This is a genomic window from Campylobacter sp. CFSAN122748 (genome assembly GCF_045277125.1).
Lineage (GTDB): Bacteria > Campylobacterota > Campylobacteria > Campylobacterales > Campylobacteraceae > Campylobacter_D > Campylobacter_D jejuni.
The window spans coordinates 32060-48070 of sequence record NZ_CP116954.1 but is presented as its reverse complement, the minus strand read 5'-3'; the positions used below and the strand labels follow the sequence as shown (position 1 = coordinate 48070).

At 28.0% G+C, this 16011-nt stretch carries 18 protein-coding genes and 1 pseudogene; 9 read left to right on the top strand and 10 right to left on the bottom strand.

Going from position 1 to position 16011, the window contains the following annotated elements; genetic code table 11:
- The first annotated feature begins 1 nt into the window (after position 1).
- From OT390_RS09055 to OT390_RS09045, 3 genes are all read left to right on the top strand, one after another.
- On the top strand, positions 2–1282 hold the full coding sequence (locus tag OT390_RS09055; protein WP_322246929.1) for a hypothetical protein: 1281 nt from the start codon (positions 2–4) through the stop codon (positions 1280–1282).
- Between the two features lie 53 nt (positions 1283–1335).
- The gene (locus OT390_RS09050) at positions 1336–2139 is read left to right on the top strand and encodes a hypothetical protein (protein WP_002789531.1); all 804 of its coding nucleotides are present in this window, start codon (positions 1336–1338) and stop codon (positions 2137–2139) included.
- Between the two features lie 435 nt (positions 2140–2574).
- Complete coding sequence (locus tag OT390_RS09045; protein WP_284105509.1) at positions 2575–5091, top strand: conjugal transfer protein TraG N-terminal domain-containing protein; 2517 nt, start codon at positions 2575–2577, stop codon at positions 5089–5091.
- 36 nt (positions 5092–5127) lie between these two features.
- Here OT390_RS09045 and OT390_RS09040 read toward each other — a convergent pair whose 3' ends face one another.
- From OT390_RS09040 to OT390_RS09020, 5 genes are all read right to left on the bottom strand, one after another.
- Positions 5128–5367 (bottom strand): hypothetical protein, encoded by a 240-nt coding sequence (locus tag OT390_RS09040; RefSeq protein ID WP_002835408.1) that lies wholly within the window; start codon positions 5365–5367, stop codon positions 5128–5130.
- A gap of 11 nt (positions 5368–5378) precedes the next feature.
- A complete protein-coding gene (locus tag OT390_RS09035; protein WP_002782140.1) occupies positions 5379–5660 on the bottom strand; it encodes a type II toxin-antitoxin system YafQ family toxin in 282 nt (93 codons plus the stop codon).
- Positions 5647–5874 (bottom strand): hypothetical protein, encoded by a 228-nt coding sequence (locus tag OT390_RS09030; RefSeq protein ID WP_002819580.1) that lies wholly within the window; start codon positions 5872–5874, stop codon positions 5647–5649. The genes OT390_RS09035 and OT390_RS09030 overlap by 14 nt, the downstream gene beginning before the upstream one ends.
- Before the next feature lie 133 nt (positions 5875–6007).
- Complete coding sequence (locus OT390_RS09025) at positions 6008–6367, bottom strand: type II toxin-antitoxin system HicB family antitoxin (RefSeq protein ID WP_002779573.1); 360 nt, start codon at positions 6365–6367, stop codon at positions 6008–6010.
- Positions 6368–6370: 3 nt separating this feature from the next.
- Positions 6371–6598: a type II toxin-antitoxin system HicA family toxin gene (locus tag OT390_RS09020; protein WP_002790357.1), complete on the bottom strand. Its 228-nt coding sequence runs from the start codon at positions 6596–6598 to the stop codon at positions 6371–6373.
- Between the two features lie 194 nt (positions 6599–6792).
- On the opposite strand from OT390_RS09020, the gene OT390_RS09015 reads away from it, so the two are divergent.
- Entirely contained in the window at positions 6793–7035 is a 243-nt protein-coding gene (locus tag OT390_RS09015; RefSeq protein ID WP_168977566.1) for a hypothetical protein, read from the top strand.
- 27 nt (positions 7036–7062) lie between these two features.
- Entirely contained in the window at positions 7063–7464 is a 402-nt protein-coding gene (locus tag OT390_RS09010; RefSeq protein WP_167843127.1) for a Fic family protein, read from the top strand.
- 456 nt (positions 7465–7920) lie between these two features.
- Here the strand turns inward: OT390_RS09010 and OT390_RS09005 are convergent, their stop codons facing one another.
- The 5 genes and pseudogenes from OT390_RS09005 to OT390_RS08985 all read right to left on the bottom strand — a co-directional run bounded on the left by OT390_RS09005 (position 7921) and on the right by OT390_RS08985 (position 13515).
- Entirely contained in the window at positions 7921–8583 is a 663-nt protein-coding gene (locus OT390_RS09005; protein WP_002835411.1) for a hypothetical protein, read from the bottom strand.
- 175 nt (positions 8584–8758) lie between these two features.
- Positions 8759–9766, bottom strand: coding sequence for a DUF3825 domain-containing protein (locus tag OT390_RS09000; RefSeq protein ID WP_002835260.1), 1008 nt, complete (start codon positions 9764–9766; stop codon positions 8759–8761).
- A gap of 814 nt (positions 9767–10580) precedes the next feature.
- Positions 10581–10973: a hypothetical protein gene (locus tag OT390_RS08995; protein WP_002835258.1), complete on the bottom strand. Its 393-nt coding sequence runs from the start codon at positions 10971–10973 to the stop codon at positions 10581–10583.
- Positions 10974–11875: 902 nt separating this feature from the next.
- Positions 11876–12067, bottom strand: a complete 192-nt coding sequence (locus OT390_RS08990; RefSeq protein ID WP_002779581.1) for a hypothetical protein — start codon at positions 12065–12067, stop codon at positions 11876–11878.
- Positions 12060–13515 (bottom strand): annotated as a pseudogene (locus OT390_RS08985) (DNA methylase). The gene OT390_RS08990 and the pseudogene OT390_RS08985 overlap by 8 nt, the downstream one beginning before the upstream one ends.
- Before the next feature lie 991 nt (positions 13516–14506).
- On the opposite strand from OT390_RS08985, the gene OT390_RS08980 reads away from it, so the two are divergent.
- Genes OT390_RS08980 through OT390_RS08965 form a run of 4 tightly spaced genes read left to right on the top strand, consistent with a single transcriptional unit; the run spans position 14507 to position 15546 of the window.
- Entirely contained in the window at positions 14507–14668 is a 162-nt protein-coding gene (locus tag OT390_RS08980) for a hypothetical protein (RefSeq protein ID WP_002834683.1), read from the top strand.
- 47 nt (positions 14669–14715) lie between these two features.
- A complete protein-coding gene (locus OT390_RS08975; RefSeq protein ID WP_002813602.1) occupies positions 14716–14850 on the top strand; it encodes a helix-turn-helix transcriptional regulator in 135 nt (44 codons plus the stop codon).
- 22 nt (positions 14851–14872) lie between these two features.
- Positions 14873–15175 (top strand): hypothetical protein, encoded by a 303-nt coding sequence (locus tag OT390_RS08970; RefSeq protein WP_002843663.1) that lies wholly within the window; start codon positions 14873–14875, stop codon positions 15173–15175.
- A gap of 53 nt (positions 15176–15228) precedes the next feature.
- Positions 15229–15546 carry a hypothetical protein gene (locus OT390_RS08965; protein ID WP_223206899.1) on the top strand — a complete coding sequence of 106 codons (318 nt, stop codon included), beginning with the start codon at positions 15229–15231 and terminating at the stop codon, positions 15544–15546.
- Positions 15547–16011 lie beyond the last annotated feature (465 nt).

Genomic DNA, 16011 nt, shown 5'->3' with positions numbered 1-16011 from the left:
AATGAGTGAGACTTATAAAATTTATACACCTAATGGAATAGCTGTAAAAGTAGATAAAGAAACAAACAAAATATATTTTGTAGAAAGTTTAGATTCACATCCACCAGCAAAGGGCAATTATACCGAAGAATATTCCAAAGCTTTGTTTGAAGCACACAACATTAAACGAAACTCCCCCTACAAAGACTATAAACCCCAATACCTAGATCCTAACTTTTATACAGGACAAAGTTCTACTTTACTTGAATTTAAAGAATGGCAAAGTATTTATTTAAAAGATCCTATAAAAGGAGCTATAGCTCCTTGGACTAAAGCAGAAAAAGCTTATTATAAATCTTTAAAAACTAAAAGAGAAAGATATAAATATTTAGCAATAAGAAGTGGATTAAGATCTGTGGTTATAGATATACCCTATGATGCTTATGCTAATGTAGATGAAAAAGGAAGATTGGTTAATGAAGATTATGCCTATATTTACGATGAAGTAAGTTCTCATCGTGGAACATTAAAATCTTATTCTTTCTTTAATGAATGGGAATTGTCTGCTTTACTTTTGGGAAATATTAAAGCTAGTCCTACAGCTGCCGTAGGATTTAAAGCAAGACAACAACAAGCATTGTTTTTACAAGCTCAACTTGGAGATAAAAATGCTTTTAAAAGTTTAGGTTTAGCAGTATTGTGTTCTAATTCTTTTCTTACAGGGCAACATTGGAATAAGCTTAGAGCAAAAATGATTTACGATTTACACGATTATCATTATGAGAGTTTATTAGATGAATTTGGTATGCTTCCTTTTTTAGATGAGATTATAGGAGTAGATTGGGTGATTGATTTAAATCGATATAAATTTGCTCTTGATGAAGAAGGTAGAATCATTTGGGCTTTATATGATGATATTGAAAAAGGTAAATTAAAAGATCCAAGAGATATAGATTCTACTTCTGAAAGCAGGAAAGAATTTGATCATTATATGGATGGATATGTAAATGGAATGGAAACTAGATTCGATGCTGATATTCCAAATGATTGGGGTGATCGACAAGCCACTTTATTCAAAGATACTCTAGTATTAAGCGCCAAACTAGCAGCCTTAACTCCTCCTCAAGGCTATCCTAATGCTCCAAGATACTATAGCCCTGAAAGACTAGAAATTATTTATAAAAGACATAAGCTTGATAGACTTCTTGACCCAAGAATTCCTGCTATATATAGATATAATTTTCCAGAGGATTTAAGAGCTAAAATACTAGCTTATGCTAAAGAGCATAATATAAAAGAGTAATTTAATCAAAATAAAAAAATATTTAAAGTAAAATAAAAACAAAAGGAAAAACAATGCAAAAAATACTTCAAATCGATTTAGAAAAAAGAAAAGCTTTAGAGAATTTCAAAAATCTAGCTTTATTAGGATTAGGTGGAACAATGCTTTTAAATTTAAAAGAACAAGCTTTGGATTTTAGTCAAGAATTAACTTATATAAATACTTATGATAAGTATTTAAATTTAAAGCTTGATTCTTTTTATATCCCTTCTACACTTTTATCTTTGCTTCAATTAACTCAAAAAAGCAAAGAAGCTTTTTATATCAATGTTTTAATCAATAGCGATACACATTATAAAAATCCTTTATTACAATATGCTATTACCCAAAAACAAGAACAAGAAAATATCGTTTATGCTTTAAAAAATAATGAAAATATTAATGCTTCTTTTGCAAATCTTAATGCTTTAAAATTAGCCTTAGAAGAAAAGAATTTTTATCTTAATTTTATAGACTTAAACAGCAAAGAAAGTCTTCTAAGTTTTTATAATCAAATAATAAGCAATAATCATTTTAGAAATTATTTTTATATAAAAAATAATCAATTTTTTATTAAAAAAGATATAAAAAATAAAATTTTATTTCATAGTATTCACTCTTCTTCTATTATAAGTAATTATCTTAGATTGTTAAATGATTTTAATACTTTAAGCAAGATAGAACTCATAAATATATTAGAAAGTTTAAGTTTATACAATCTTTCAACTTTAATACAAACTATGCAAACTATACAATCAAAAAATGAATATAACTCAAAAGACTTTGATAAAGATAGTATCTTTTTATCTAATATGATTATGAATGTGAGATTGAAGTAAAAAGATAGTAGATTTGGTAAATTTAAATCTTGTTAAGTTTATTATTTAGTTCAAATAAAAAATATAAAAAAATATAGAAAATCAATAGAAGAAGAGAAGTTTAGTTAAAAGTTTGTTTGGTAGGCCAAAGGGATTGTTCTAAACCCTGCAAAAGCAGGGGATACTCAATAAGCCTTGACATAGCAAAGCATTAAGAGTATAATTATTAGAACAATGTTTAGCAATTTAATCACCGCCTTTCTAGGTTATGATTAATGCCAAAGGTAGCCGCCTTTGGCATCTACCTTTTATAATTATACCAAACAAACTCTTTAACTTCTTAAAACAGTCCATGAAAAGATTTTACTTTTTATTCTTTAGCACTTTGTTTTTTGCACCTTCATTTTTGCTTGGTGCAACTGAAATCTAATTTATACTTGGGGTTATGGCGATGTGATGAATGAAATCATGCAAGCTGTTAAAGGAATAACCACTGAAACAGGCTATATCGTTAATGCAGCCTTAGCTATTTCATTATTGCTTTTTAGTATCAAAAAAGCAATGGATGGACAAACAAACCCTGTGTTTGAACTTGGAAAAATGTTTGTACTTTTTGCTGTAGTGTGGTACATATTTTTAAGGGCGCCAAATGACAATAATCACCGCTTCATGATTCACGATGAAGTCACTAGCAAAGATTATGTCATTTCTCAAATTCCTATAGGCATAGGAAAAAGCTTTGCATTGATGACGCAATTTGAGAAGGTTATCCTAGAAGCTATGGAAAAACATTTTTCAACTCCACAATCTACAAATTTTTCTAACGCAGGTTTAGGTTTTTCACTTCAAGTGATGAGTACTTTACCAAGTGTAAAGCTTTCGGCTATTGATGCAACTTTACAAAAAAATATTGATTTTTATTTTAGAAACTGCGTTTCAGTAGGTATCTTGCTTAATCAACAAGGTAGAAATCTTTTTCAAAACTCTGATAATTTAATACAAGATCTTTTCACAAACATAGGCAATGGCTCTCAGCTTACTCCTTTGTTTGAAAATAACAATAATATTGAAAAACAAAGTGTTGTACCTTGTTCTGATGCAGGTCCTCAAATCGTTGAAATGATTAAAAACGATACAGATGAAGCTATGAAGATTCATGCTGCTTTGCTTGGTATGGCGAATGATATGGCAAATTATGAGCAAAAGTTCTTAGGCGCTGCACAAATCTATAATGAACAAGCTGTAAGTGCTAGATCTTATTTGCAACAATCCATGATAATGCTTGCTTCTCAAGATGCAATCATTAATACCGCTAAATCAGTAGGATTAAATCCTGCTTCTGTGGCTGCAAATACTGCTTATGCGGATCAGCAATTTTATGCAAGTATGCAAGCACAAGGACACTTGGCACAAACTTATTTGCCTTTAGCTAAAGCTTATTTAACAGCTATTATCATAGGTTTGTCTTGGCTTGTTGCTTTGCTTTCTATTGTGTTTGGCTCTTATGCTCATATTAAGATGTTTTTTACTCTATGTATTTGGATAGTACTTTGGACTCCTATACTTTGTATTATTAATTTTATAAATGATTTTAATCTTATGAATGTTGCACAGGTGATAACAGGTGGAAAAGCAGCTTTAAGCTTAGGAGATAACATTCTTATATTCAAAGAAGTAGCAAATAGATCAAATTTCATGAATTATCTTGTGATGAGTACTCCTGTTTTAGCTTATGCTATAGCTAAAGCAAGTGAACAAGGATTTGTAACTTTTGCTTCTGGATTATCTCAAGCTCTAACAGGTGCTTCAAGAGCTGCTGGAAGCTTTGCAAATCAGCAAGCTCTATCTACACAAACTAGCATTGCTGCTCCTAGAGGAGATGAAGTTTGGGCTGTGGGTGCAGGTTATAATACTCTTCAATCTTCGTTTGGTGTAGGTGGTAGAAGTTTTATGGGAACAAGAGATATGCAACATGGTGGCGAATTAGTTAAAGATAATATGACAGGAAGTTCCGCTGTAATCAATGCTAATGGTTCTATAGGTAATGCTTCTATTAAAGGTTTAAATGCTGGTATGACTGCAAGCAATTTAGAAACAAGACAACACGCTCTAAGTGATGCGATTCAAAATTCTAACCTATCTCAAAGAGCTTTAGAAGTTGCTAGTGGCAAAGGAGATAGCTTAGCCTTATCAGAAAACGATAGAAATACTATCACCAAAGCATCACAACATGCTTTAGCTAATGCTTATTCTAAAGCAACAGGTGTAGATGTATCGCAAGCTTATAAAGATGTGATAGAAGGAAAAATTAGTTTTGGTATAGGAGCATCTACTTCATCGCAAGAATCTGAAGATTGGTATCAAAAACTAAGCAAAGATCAAAAAGAAACATTCCAAAAATCATTCAATGAAAGTATTTCTAATGAAATTGGTAAAAATAGAGATGCAAGTGCTTCATTTAACAATCTTCTTAAAACAGGAAATGTTACAAATTCTGCTAGTATTAAAAGTTCTATGGATAGCTATAATGAAGCTAAAACACTTAATAATTCAGTGGGTTATGATGGCGGATCATCTATCGTTCAAGGCTATATCAATGAAAATTATGGTGGCGTAGTTAATAAAGAAAATGTGGCTTCTGCTGTGAATGCTGTTGAAAATATGGCTGCAAGGGGAGATATGCAAGGATTATCACACTATGCAGGAGTAAACTCTAATGTCAATTCAAATGGATTACACGATCAATCAAAACATAATTATTATGATCCAAAAGGCGTTATGACTGATCACAATAAAGCCATAGATGATTTAAATTCAAGATATCAAGGTTTCTTAAAAACAAGAAATGCTCCTACTAAAATTGAATCAGAAGGAATAGCATTTGAGGTGCAAGAAGCAGCAGGTGCAACTGAGAAAAAAGCAGGAACTGCTATTAAAGAAAGAAATGAAAAAATCAATGATACTTATAAATAATAATGCACTGAGTCTAGTTTTAACTAGGCTTAGTATTTATACATATCCTAAAATATCTTTTTTTATAAAACTATAATCATCTTTATCTAATTCATCTAATGGGCGATTAACAACTCTAACATTCTCTTTTAAAAACTTCTTGATTTTCAATAATGTATTTTTAGGATACAATTTGCTTAACCTATCTCTGATTAGATATAAAAGACAACAAGTTATTAAAACACTAACGATAGATGCAAATACTGCTAAATAAATAATTAAGTGTGCTTTATCCATCTTTATTCCTTTCAATATTTTTTAAATAACTTACTATGACTACCTAGTTTTAAAATATTTAGCTCTAACTCATTATTATGTTTTTGATAAATTAATAACAAGTTAGACTTTATATGACATTCTCTAAAATCTTTTAATACACCTTTTAATTGATGATCTTTATATTTAGGTTCTAAATTCTCATCATTAGAAAGTTTTACAATAACTTCATCAGTTATTTTACGCTCTTCATCGCTTATTTTTTTGTAAGCTTTTATAAAATCTTTATGGTAATAAATTTTATATTTTGCCATTTTGATAAGCTTTCACAAAGTCTTGATGCGAATTAAAGCTTAATGCAGTATTGACTTTTTTTTCTTTATCAAGTTCTTTGCTTGCATTTAATATCTTACTTTCAAAACTACTCAACTTAGGCTTAGAAATTTTACATTTGGCATTTATGCTTTTTGCTAAACCCTTGAATGCAGGTAAAAAATCTTCATTAACATTTTCAATAATAAGAGTCATAAGCAACTCCTTTCTCAATTTATATAACATAATTATACCATTTTTAATAATTTTTGCAAGTATTTTTGCTATAAAATGCCTATTTTTTAGTGGTTTGAAACGGATTTCTTTTTTTATTTAACTATGTCAATTTTTAAGTGCTTATTTTATAAGACTTTATAGCGCTATTTGCAAGATCAGCTAAGAATTTACTTCTATTATCGCTTATTGTATCTATTGCCTCTACTAAGCTTTTAGGCAAGGTAATATTAATTCTAATTTTTGCTTCATTATCAATAGGTTCTTTAATATAATCACCTTTTTCAAGCATAACTTCTAATGCTCCTTTAAATGCTTCTTTGAGATCTTTTAAGGCTTCTATTTCATTTTCACCATCTCCCATAATATAAGGGAAATCTTTATATCTTGCAAAATATCCTCCGCCATCTTTTTCATCAAGTTTTTTTATAATAATTTCATAAGGTAGATTAAGATAGTAATCTAAGTCTTTCATCATTCATTCTCCTGTTATAGCTTTTAAAACCATTTTGACATATATAGCCTTTATAGGGCGTTTAAATGGAATAGTAATAAGATCACATTCTTTTTTTCTGAATTGATAATGTGATCCGCCTTTATTAAAACATTCATAACCTTCGCTTTCTAATAAAATCTTAAGCGTTTCAAAGCGCACATTGTTAGGATTATTTTTTAAATCTTTAATAATTTTATCTTTTTTACTCACTATAATATCCTTATAAGTATGTATTATACACACTTTTTATTAAGTATCACTTATAAACCGAACGCAATTCTTTTAATAAAGTTTAGATATAATCTCACAAAACGCTTACTATGTCGTTTCATAGTTAAGCCTTTAGGGTTATTTCCGCCAAGAGTTAAAACTCAAGGCGGATTTTTATGAAGGAAAGATTTAAAATGAGAAATTTAACTTTAGAAGAAAATATATTTTTAGCAAAAAGAAACCTTGTAGATATTATTTGGAAATCCGCGAATTTAGAAGGTGTAAATGTTACTTTTCCTGAAACTCAAATGATTATAGATGGCTTTAGTGTTCCTGATAAAACAATACAAGATTTAACAATAATTTTAAATCTCAAAAGAGCTTGGAATTATTTGTTTGATACCATTAATGAAAAAGTTAGTTTGAGTTTGATATAGGACTTTAATAGGATTGTAGGCAGAGATTTGGTTCATAAATCAGGATTTTTAAGAACAGCTGATGTTAAAATAAGTGGAACAAATTTTAAACCAAAATTACCTATTGATTATGAGGTTAGTGAAAATATAGAAACAATTTTAAAAAATGAAAATAAAAAAGAAGTAGCATTGTATTTGATGTTATATCTTATGAGAAGTCAATTATTTTTTGATGGAAATAAAAGAACTTCAATGCTAATTGCTAATAAAATTTTAATTGAAAATGGATTCGGTATTTTGGCAATTGCTAAGAATGATATGAATGAGTTTTTTACCCATCTTGTTAAATTCTATGAAACAAACAATAATTATGAAATAAAACAATTTTGTAAAGAAAATTGTATTGAAACAATGATTTTTCATAATGATGAAGAAAAAAACAAATTATAGGAAAGAATTGAGATAACACCCAAATTTTCATATAAAACATTAAAACTTATTCATTCAAAAATACTATAATTAAAGCGTATTAAGCATGGCTACTCTTTCGGTTATAAGAAGGAGACATGATGAGTAGTCATTGATTTTTTAGTTCTTGTCTTAGAATTAATTAACGAGATAATCAAGCTTGTTGATTATCTCACTTAAAAAACCGTTGAAAATTCTATAAAAACCACACTTAGTCTAAGCTTAATACAATTGTAACAAAAAACACTTAACCGAAAGAGGCGTGGCTTTCGGCTATTTGTTCTTGCAAAGTCTTTATCGTTAATATGTTCTATTATAAAACTTCTATAAAAATTTCTTTATTTTTTAGTTCCTCATAAACTAAATTGACAATTTTTTTATTGTATGATATAATTTAAAATCATTATAAGGGCGGATCGAGATCGCCCATCTTAAATACTATTTTAAGTAGCTATTCAAATCTTTTTCAAAACTCTCTATTAAATCACTTAAAAAAGCATTGATTTTATTTGGCATAACGCCTATAAAGGTATTATGTGATTTTGTGGTGATTCTAGGAGCTAAAGCCTTTTGATTTGTTATTTTTGTTTTATATAAATTTTCCCAGTGAAAACTTCTATTTCTGATTGTGAGTAAAAGGTTAAGAACAGTATTTGCTTTTTCTATATTGCTAAAACTATTTTTATATTTTTTATTATTTACATAGTGAAAGTAATATTCTTTGTTGTGTGCATAATATTTTTTAAAATTTATATTAGAAGAATTAATTATTTTTGCCTCTAAGTGTTCTAGCTTAATTATAAATATTACATCTCCTAAAGAAATTCTTGAAATGAGTTGATTGTTATCTAATATTTCTTTGTTTTGCAATTTAATTATTTTTTGTTTGATGTTTTCTTCGTTATAATTTCTTAACCATTCTAAATCTTTTTCTTTCATATGTTTATCTAGTAAATTTCTTAATACTAGTTCAAGTATTGCTATTTTTGTTGTTATGCTTGCAATCATTTTTAAATTATCAAAATGTTCGTAAATATTATTATAAGATTCTAATCTTTCTTTAGAAAACAAATATTCAAGATCGGTCTGTTCTGTTGGCATGAATTTCTCTAATATTGGATTAATATTCTTAAATCATATCAAATTTTTACAAAAAATATTATTATTCACACTTGTAAGTACTTTTTTCAAGCTTTCTTTCCATTTCTTTTTTGGAAATAAAATTATATGGTAAAATGACTTATCTCAAAAGCCTATTTTACCAATGTTTTCACTTTCAAATGGTGTTTTTTACCCATTCAGATTCAACTATCGAAAGAACTCTTGCGGTTTTGTAAATATTATCTTGCGGATTTAGTATAGTTCTCACAGCGTAATACTGTTCGTTTTTAACTTCCTCTTTTTCAACTACAACTATCGTATCAACTGATTCTTCTTGAAGTTTCAAAGGAATGTATAAAACTACCCTTTGCTTATAAGCTGCAGGAATAATCATCTTTTGAAGATTATAATTATCTTTGATGATTTTCAATTCACCATTAATAATGTGTCCTATGAACCTATCATTTAGTTTTTTCACAATTTCAGGTAATCGCTCTTTTCTCTCAAAAAGATGCAAATGATTTACCCTAAAATCCAATTTACTGTCAAAAATGATTTCATTTTTGAATGTATCATAATCGCTTAAAGATTTAGGTATTTCTAAATCATCTAAAACTCTATCTCCATTAGAACAAAATTTTCTAAAAACATATCCTCCGTTTTCTTGAATTTCAAAGTATGCAAATATTGGAAAAACACCTGTACTATACAAACCTGTATTGAAACATGCCTTTGTTTTGTCTTTATTATAAGTAATAATATCAGGATAGCTTTTATTTTCGTAAATGAACTCAAAATATTTAAATAGATAAGAAAATAAAATATTATTTCCGTTTCCCCAAAATTCTTTTTGGGCTATATTAGAAAGCTCTTGGAGTGTATTTAGAAAATTTGGAAAATAGGCAAATTGAAACAACAAAGGTTTCTCTTCAACTTTGTTTTGAATTTGATCACGATTTGAAGTCTTGTTTCTTGTGGTAGCTTTTTTAACATAAACTAAAGAAGGTTCGTTTTCATCTTTTTCAAGATCAAAGTCTGCTTCTATTAATGCCTTACTACAATTGATTTTTAAATCATATTTTCTTTTCAAATATTGACTGATATGTCCTGTAGTAACATGGTTAAATTTAGTTTTACTATCTTCATAGGCTTCTAAAATTAATTTTTCTATGTTTTTTTCCACGCTAAAAACCTAATTGTCCTTTCTTATAATCTTCTAAACCTTTCAATAGTCCAAAAAGTATGCCAGAATCAACCGCTCCTTCAATAGGAGTGCCTATTACTTTTCCTGTTGGAGTTAAAATATAAGTTGTTGCGAGTTAATTACAAATCAACTAAATAAAATACATATATTACAAGTTGTTTTCAAGCAATATGTAATTTTATTTCAATATGTGATACACATTAATACAACTTTACTTCAAGTATAGTTTATGTTTATGTAATTTTTATTTCAACTTAACTACAATTTGAGTTCAACTTTATTACACTTTCGCTACACTTTAACTACAAAAATGTGAAAATTTGCATGTTTTTTGAAGTAAAAGTGTAGTTAATATGTAGTTAATGTTATTTTTACTATAACTTGAGTGCAACTTTATTACAACTTAACTACAAAAAAGAGTTTGTTTAAAATATCTATTTTGTAGGTTTTTAAGCATTATTGATAATCGAGTTATTGTGTAAGATTTTTGGCAAAAATAGACTTTAGAGCTAAAAACTACAAAATTTTCTTCATGGCGTGTATTTTTGATTGTGCTTGATTTATAGCGATAATATGAGAGCTAGGGCTTATTTTAGAAGTTCTTGCGAATTTTCAAAAATGCTTTGCAGTTTTGAAATGGACTGTGGTTTTTGTTTTGTGTTGCGATTTTTGTAGGTTTTTTTGTGTTTTTTTGATTGCAAGTGGGTATCTTGAATGGATATAGGGTTTAAAATGACAAAATTAGCCTTTAAAAGGCTAAAATGATTTTTTTAATGTTTTTATCGTTTTAGGGTTATTTTTTTGATTTTTGGGCGTTTTTTGAAAGAATATCGATTAGTGTTTCAAAATCTTGGATTTCTGATTTGGTGATTTTGAATTTGTCTTTGAGTGTTAGAAACTGATAGGCTGAAACTATATCAAGCTTTGGGTATTTGGCTTGTAAATCGATAATGTTCTCATGGTTTTTAACTCTTTTTAGTTTGGCAATAAAAGTGTTTTTTGTTTTTTTGATATAAGACATAACAGCAGGTGTCATTTTGCTTTTGTTTTCATCTGTTTTGCCATAGATTGAGAGTATGAATGCTAGACAGCTAGTTATATTGACAAATAATTTGTCGTTTTTCTCTTTGTGGATTATTTTGTTTAGGTATATTTTGGTAAACCAAGTTTCTATGGCTTTGTGCATTTTGTTTTTTCGCTTGGGCGTGTATTAGTTTTAGACATAAGTTTTCTCCTGTGGTTTTAGTGCTTTATGAAATTATACCGTATTTTTATTTAACTTGGGTATGAAATGAGTATTTTTATATATCAGGGAAAGTTTATGCTAGAAATATGTTTAAAAAATGGCAAAGATAGGGAGTAAATGAGAAAGAATGAGGTGATAAATGAGGGAATAAATGAGGGAATAAATGAGGGAATAAATGAGGGAATAAATGAGGGAATAAATGAGGTGATAAATGAGGTGATAAAGGGCGAGAAGAATACTTTTCTATTTCAGGGTTAGGTTAGGTACAAAAATGGCAATATTATTAACGAAGTTAATGTATGGTAGGTACAAAAATTTTTTGGGTGCAATATTTTAAAAAAGACAAATCGCAATAAGCTATGCTATAAAGTCCCTAAAAATAGGCATTCTTTGCTTTAGGTTAGGTACAAAAATGCCCTTGCTTAAACCTAGACTTTTTAATGCTTAATTAAAACTATTTTTTGTCTTTTCGTGGGTTTGGATTTGGAGTATTTTTTAATTGAAAAATTTACAAAAATTTTAGAGTAAAGATAGATAAAAAAACAAAAAAATAAATCAAAATAAATATAGTTTTGCTGTAATTTTCTCTTTGAATTTTTGCTCGTGAAAAGTACAAGATAATTTTTTTATTTTTTTAATCATTTAAAAAACAATATTTTTTATATGAAAATTCACAGAAAAAAAAGATAAAATTTTAATACTAATTTTAATTAATTTTATTTTAAGTCTAAAATATATAGAGATAAAAGTGGTATAAAAAATACACTATTTAAAAAATACTTATTTTTTTACTTGTTTTTATTGATTTTTATATCTAAAATATTTTTCTCATAAAAACATGATTACTCGTTTATATAGATAGACTTTTCAAGCTTTCTTTCCATTTCTTTTTTCTTTTTTTCAATTGCTTCATCAAATCCTTTAAGCACTGAAAATGGAGCAAACTGTGCCGCTCTTTTTTCTAATGGCATAAGAGGATATTTTGTAGATTTTTTGTATTTAATATTAATAATATCATCGTGGTTATTAGGCATTGTGTCCTCCTATTTGCGAATTAATTTTTAAGCCATTTTCAAGACTTGAGGCTTTAAAAATAGATTTTTTTCCATATTTGTGAACAATCGCGAGTCTAGCTTTTTGTAATTTCTCTTCTTTTATAAAATTTTTATTTTCCTTCTGTTCTAAGTCAGTAAAAAGACTGGGTTCTTTAATTTTTTTTATCGTGTCATTTTTTACAACATTATTAAGAGTAAGACTTATTTTTCTAATTAAAAAATCAGCATTAACTATTAAATCAAACAATTCTAAACCTTTATTGCAAATAGTTTCCAAGGAAGAGCTGTGGTAATCCAAATTGATTGTTGAATGTGCATTTTTTGGAATAGATCTTCCATAGGAATCTTTGCTCATTGGACCATTGTAGCTTTGTACCTTTTCTAAGCTTTCTTTATCATATTGTACATCTAAAACGATTTGATTGCATGTTAAATTTTGCTCAATTAGCTCGAACCATATGATCGACGATTTCTTTAAGCATATTTCTAGCTTTTTTAAAACTATAAGGCTTAGGCAAAACCTTAGCCATTACCTTAGAGATATGTTTGCTTTTATATTCTTTAATAGCTTGCATTGTACAGCTTTCAAATCCCCAAGCATGATCGATTAATAACTCAGTATTTACTCCAAAAATTTGATAAAGTTTATCCTCGTTATTAAGAGAGTATCTTGCTAAATCTCCCATATTGTTAATGCCTATGCTTTTTAGTTTTGTTGCATATCCTTTGCCTATACGCCAAAAATCATTTATGGGCGTGTGTTGCCATAATTTTCTTCTATAAAGCATTTCATCCAAATACCCTATGCAAAGTCCATCTTTATTAATATTTTGTTTTTTGGCTAATATATCCATTGCAATTTTTGCTAAGTAAAGATTTGTTCCTATTCCCGCAGTTGCTGTTATTTGAGTTGTTTTTAAAATTTCAAATAATATGTTTTCAATGAGTTTGTCAGCAGATAGCTTATAATGTTTGATATAAGGAGTTAAATCAATAAATACTTCATCAATGGAGTAAATATGAATGTCTTTTGGATCAAAATACTTTAAATAAATACTGTAGATTTTAGAACTATAGTCTATATATGTTGACATCCTAGGTTTTGCAACAATGTAATCAAGTTCTAAATTAGGATTATTTATTAGTTCAAGATGATTGTATGATTTTGCACTGAAATATTTAGCAATTTTTAAGCGCTCGTAATTGATTGTTTTTACTTTTTGTATTAGTTCAAATAGTCTTAATCTGCCTGATATATTATAAGATCTTAATGCGGGAGATACCGCAAGACATATTGTTTTTTCAGTTCTACTTTCATCCGCAACTACAAGATTGGTATTTAGAGGATCTAATTTTCTTAAAATGCATTCAACAGAAGCATAAAATGACTTAAGATCTATAGCTGCATATTTTTGCGTATTATCCATATTTTCACATTTGTATATAATAATTATTTTTTAATTGTATAAAAAGAATTTTAATAGACTAAGATTGTTAATTTTTAGTTCTTGTTTTGGAATTAATCAATAAAACAATCAAGCTTGTAGATTTTTTCATCTAAAAATTTTATCAAAACCATGCCTTGTTTAAAATTACATAGTATTACTCAATATTATGCTTTTATATATTTAAATCGAGCGAGCAAAGCATACGGAAAAGATTTATATCAAGTTTAATTTTAAATGATAAAATTTAAGCTGAAATAATGATAAAGTTTTTTGAAAATGCTGATTGTAATAAAAAGTTACAATTAATATAGGCAAATGAAATTTTCTGCTATTTTTTTAATAATAATTGCTATTGATAAAATAAAAATCTGCCTTATTTTATACATCGAAAAATCTCAAAATTTTTATCACTCCTTTCATTTTTCGCTATTTAAAAAAATGGAACTGTTATAATAAGGATCTTGCTTTTTATATAAATCATAAACCAAAATACCAATAAATTAAAAAAAGAAAGAGAAAATTAGTTGAAAAACAAATCGAGAATTAATTTTTAAAAAGGCAGGAGAAACAATGAAAAAAACTTAGAAAAATATAGAAAAGAAATATTTAAAGATAAAACTTCTGCTTGCAGCATTACATAGCATTATGTCAAAAGATATAAAGGAAATAAAATGAACGAAGTGCAATTTGACAGCTGGAACGAACGAAAAAAGAGCTTAAACAAAGTAAAATTAATCAGAAAAGTTAGTGTAAAAAAAGATTTATTGGCTTAGCATTGGTTTAAATATCGGTGCTGAAGTTTAAGGTAAAAATGAGTTTTTTACGCGTCCTGTTTTGGTAATAAATAGTTTTTATAATGGCACATTTTTAGGCGCACCTTTAAGTTCTAAGACTAAAAACAAAAAAAGGCTTTTTATTTCACAAATTTAAGGATAATAAAGGCGCTTTACAAGTTGCACTTTTAGGACAAATGAGAGTTTTTGATACTAAAAGGATAAAAACTTACATAGGAAAAATCAATGACAAAGATTTTGAAATGATTAAAAATAAAATAGTAGAAAATATAATAAGCCCTGCACTAAGACAGGGAAACTCAAAAAATGAGCCAAATCCTTTCATTTCTGAAAAGTAATGAAAAAATTATTACTAAAAAATATTAATCTAAAATAAAGGATTAGCATGACAGAAGAGAAAGAAAATATTATTAAAGAAGTTTGTAAAGAGTTAAACATTACTCAAACTGAATTAGGAAGACAATTAGATGTCTCTGCTTCTACAATAAATACTTGGGCTAGTGGTAAAATTCCAACTTAGTGGATTATATTCTGCTGAAGAAATGGGTGTTGGAGTTACTGAAAGTAGCAATATTATTATCGATATTGAAGCTTACCAAAACAATACTCATGAAAACAAAAAGAAAGTTGATTTCTCACAAAACTTTTCACAATCAAACGCTACAACTTTTAGCGAAGATGAAAGACAAGTTTTGTTATCTTTGGGACTCGAAGTGAAAAATGAAGATGGTTATTATTGGATTGTAGGAAATACCTATGGTTTAAATGAAAAAATCAAGCAATTAGGTTATAGATTTCACTCTGAGAAAAAAACATGGTGGAAACAAATTGGAAATGTAGCCTAAGAACGCACATGAAAATATGTTATAATTTAGGAGTTAGTATGCAAGGATATGCCATGGAAAAAGAAATTACACTCAATGAGAGCTTTAAAACATTATTGAAAAGTATTTTTTCAGATACTGATCAAGCTAAAAAGCTCATTCAAGCTTTTGAAGAATTTGCTAATGATAGAGCAACAACGCAAAGGCTTAATTTTGGGAATTTAAAGCAAGAAGCCATTGAGCAAATAAGAAATGAGTTGGTTAGCAAGGATTTATTCCAATCTGAGACTAAAGGACTTGAAGCCGAAATCAAACGAATGGAAAGTTCCTTACAAAGTGAAATCAAACTATCGGTAAGTTCATTAAACAACAAGGAATCTATTGGCTTATAGGAGCTTGTGTTGTTAGCATTGCCACTATAATTTCAAGTGTTTGGGCAATAATGGACTTTATGGTAGAACACTTAAAATAATACTCTCGCACTAGAAACAATCTAGTGTAACTTAACCCTAAGGTGGGATATTTTATCCCTTGACTTTTAGCATTTTTTTGTTATAAGATAAGGAGAAAAAAGAAAAATTTTTTCAAAAAAATAGTAATATTTACAAAAATACCTACAAAAGCAATCTTAAGATTCATGGAATCTATTGGCATAGGATTGTTTATAAATAGTCTTTATGGTTTACAAACAGGCGATAGTAGAGCTTTTATTATTTTAATTGAAAGTTTGCTAATTTTAACGGTAGTTGCATTATCATCAATCTTTCTTAAAGATTGAACTTTTTTTGAAAAAAGGAGAAAAAATGGATGGTTATAATATAGCTATTTTAATTGGTGCTATCACTCTCGTTTTTGGC

What these genes read in the sequence shown, in the direction of transcription:
- OT390_RS09055 (WP_322246929.1), top strand. Translation starts at nt 2, where the DNA reads ATGAGTGAGACTTATAAAATTTATACACCTAATGGAATAGCTGTAAAA.
- OT390_RS09050 (WP_002789531.1), top strand. Translation starts at nt 1,336, where the DNA reads ATGCAAAAAATACTTCAAATCGATTTAGAAAAAAGAAAAGCTTTAGAG.
- OT390_RS09045 (WP_284105509.1), top strand. Translation starts at nt 2,575, where the DNA reads ATGAATGAAATCATGCAAGCTGTTAAAGGAATAACCACTGAAACAGGC.
- OT390_RS09040 (WP_002835408.1), bottom strand. Translation starts at nt 5,367, where the DNA reads ATGGATAAAGCACACTTAATTATTTATTTAGCAGTATTTGCATCTATC.
- OT390_RS09035 (WP_002782140.1), bottom strand. Translation starts at nt 5,660, where the DNA reads ATGGCAAAATATAAAATTTATTACCATAAAGATTTTATAAAAGCTTAC.
- OT390_RS09030 (WP_002819580.1), bottom strand. Translation starts at nt 5,874, where the DNA reads ATGACTCTTATTATTGAAAATGTTAATGAAGATTTTTTACCTGCATTC.
- OT390_RS09025 (WP_002779573.1), bottom strand. Translation starts at nt 6,367, where the DNA reads ATGAAAGACTTAGATTACTATCTTAATCTACCTTATGAAATTATTATA.
- OT390_RS09015 (WP_168977566.1), top strand. Translation starts at nt 6,793, where the DNA reads ATGAGAAATTTAACTTTAGAAGAAAATATATTTTTAGCAAAAAGAAAC.
- OT390_RS09005 (WP_002835411.1), bottom strand. Translation starts at nt 8,583, where the DNA reads ATGCCAACAGAACAGACCGATCTTGAATATTTGTTTTCTAAAGAAAGA.
- OT390_RS08995 (WP_002835258.1), bottom strand. Translation starts at nt 10,973, where the DNA reads ATGCACAAAGCCATAGAAACTTGGTTTACCAAAATATACCTAAACAAA.
- OT390_RS08990 (WP_002779581.1), bottom strand. Translation starts at nt 12,067, where the DNA reads ATGCCTAATAACCACGATGATATTATTAATATTAAATACAAAAAATCT.
- OT390_RS08980 (WP_002834683.1), top strand. Translation starts at nt 14,507, where the DNA reads ATGAGAGTTTTTGATACTAAAAGGATAAAAACTTACATAGGAAAAATC.
- OT390_RS08975 (WP_002813602.1), top strand. Translation starts at nt 14,716, where the DNA reads ATGACAGAAGAGAAAGAAAATATTATTAAAGAAGTTTGTAAAGAGTTA.
- OT390_RS08970 (WP_002843663.1), top strand. Translation starts at nt 14,873, where the DNA reads ATGGGTGTTGGAGTTACTGAAAGTAGCAATATTATTATCGATATTGAA.
- OT390_RS08965 (WP_223206899.1), top strand. Translation starts at nt 15,229, where the DNA reads ATGGAAAAAGAAATTACACTCAATGAGAGCTTTAAAACATTATTGAAA.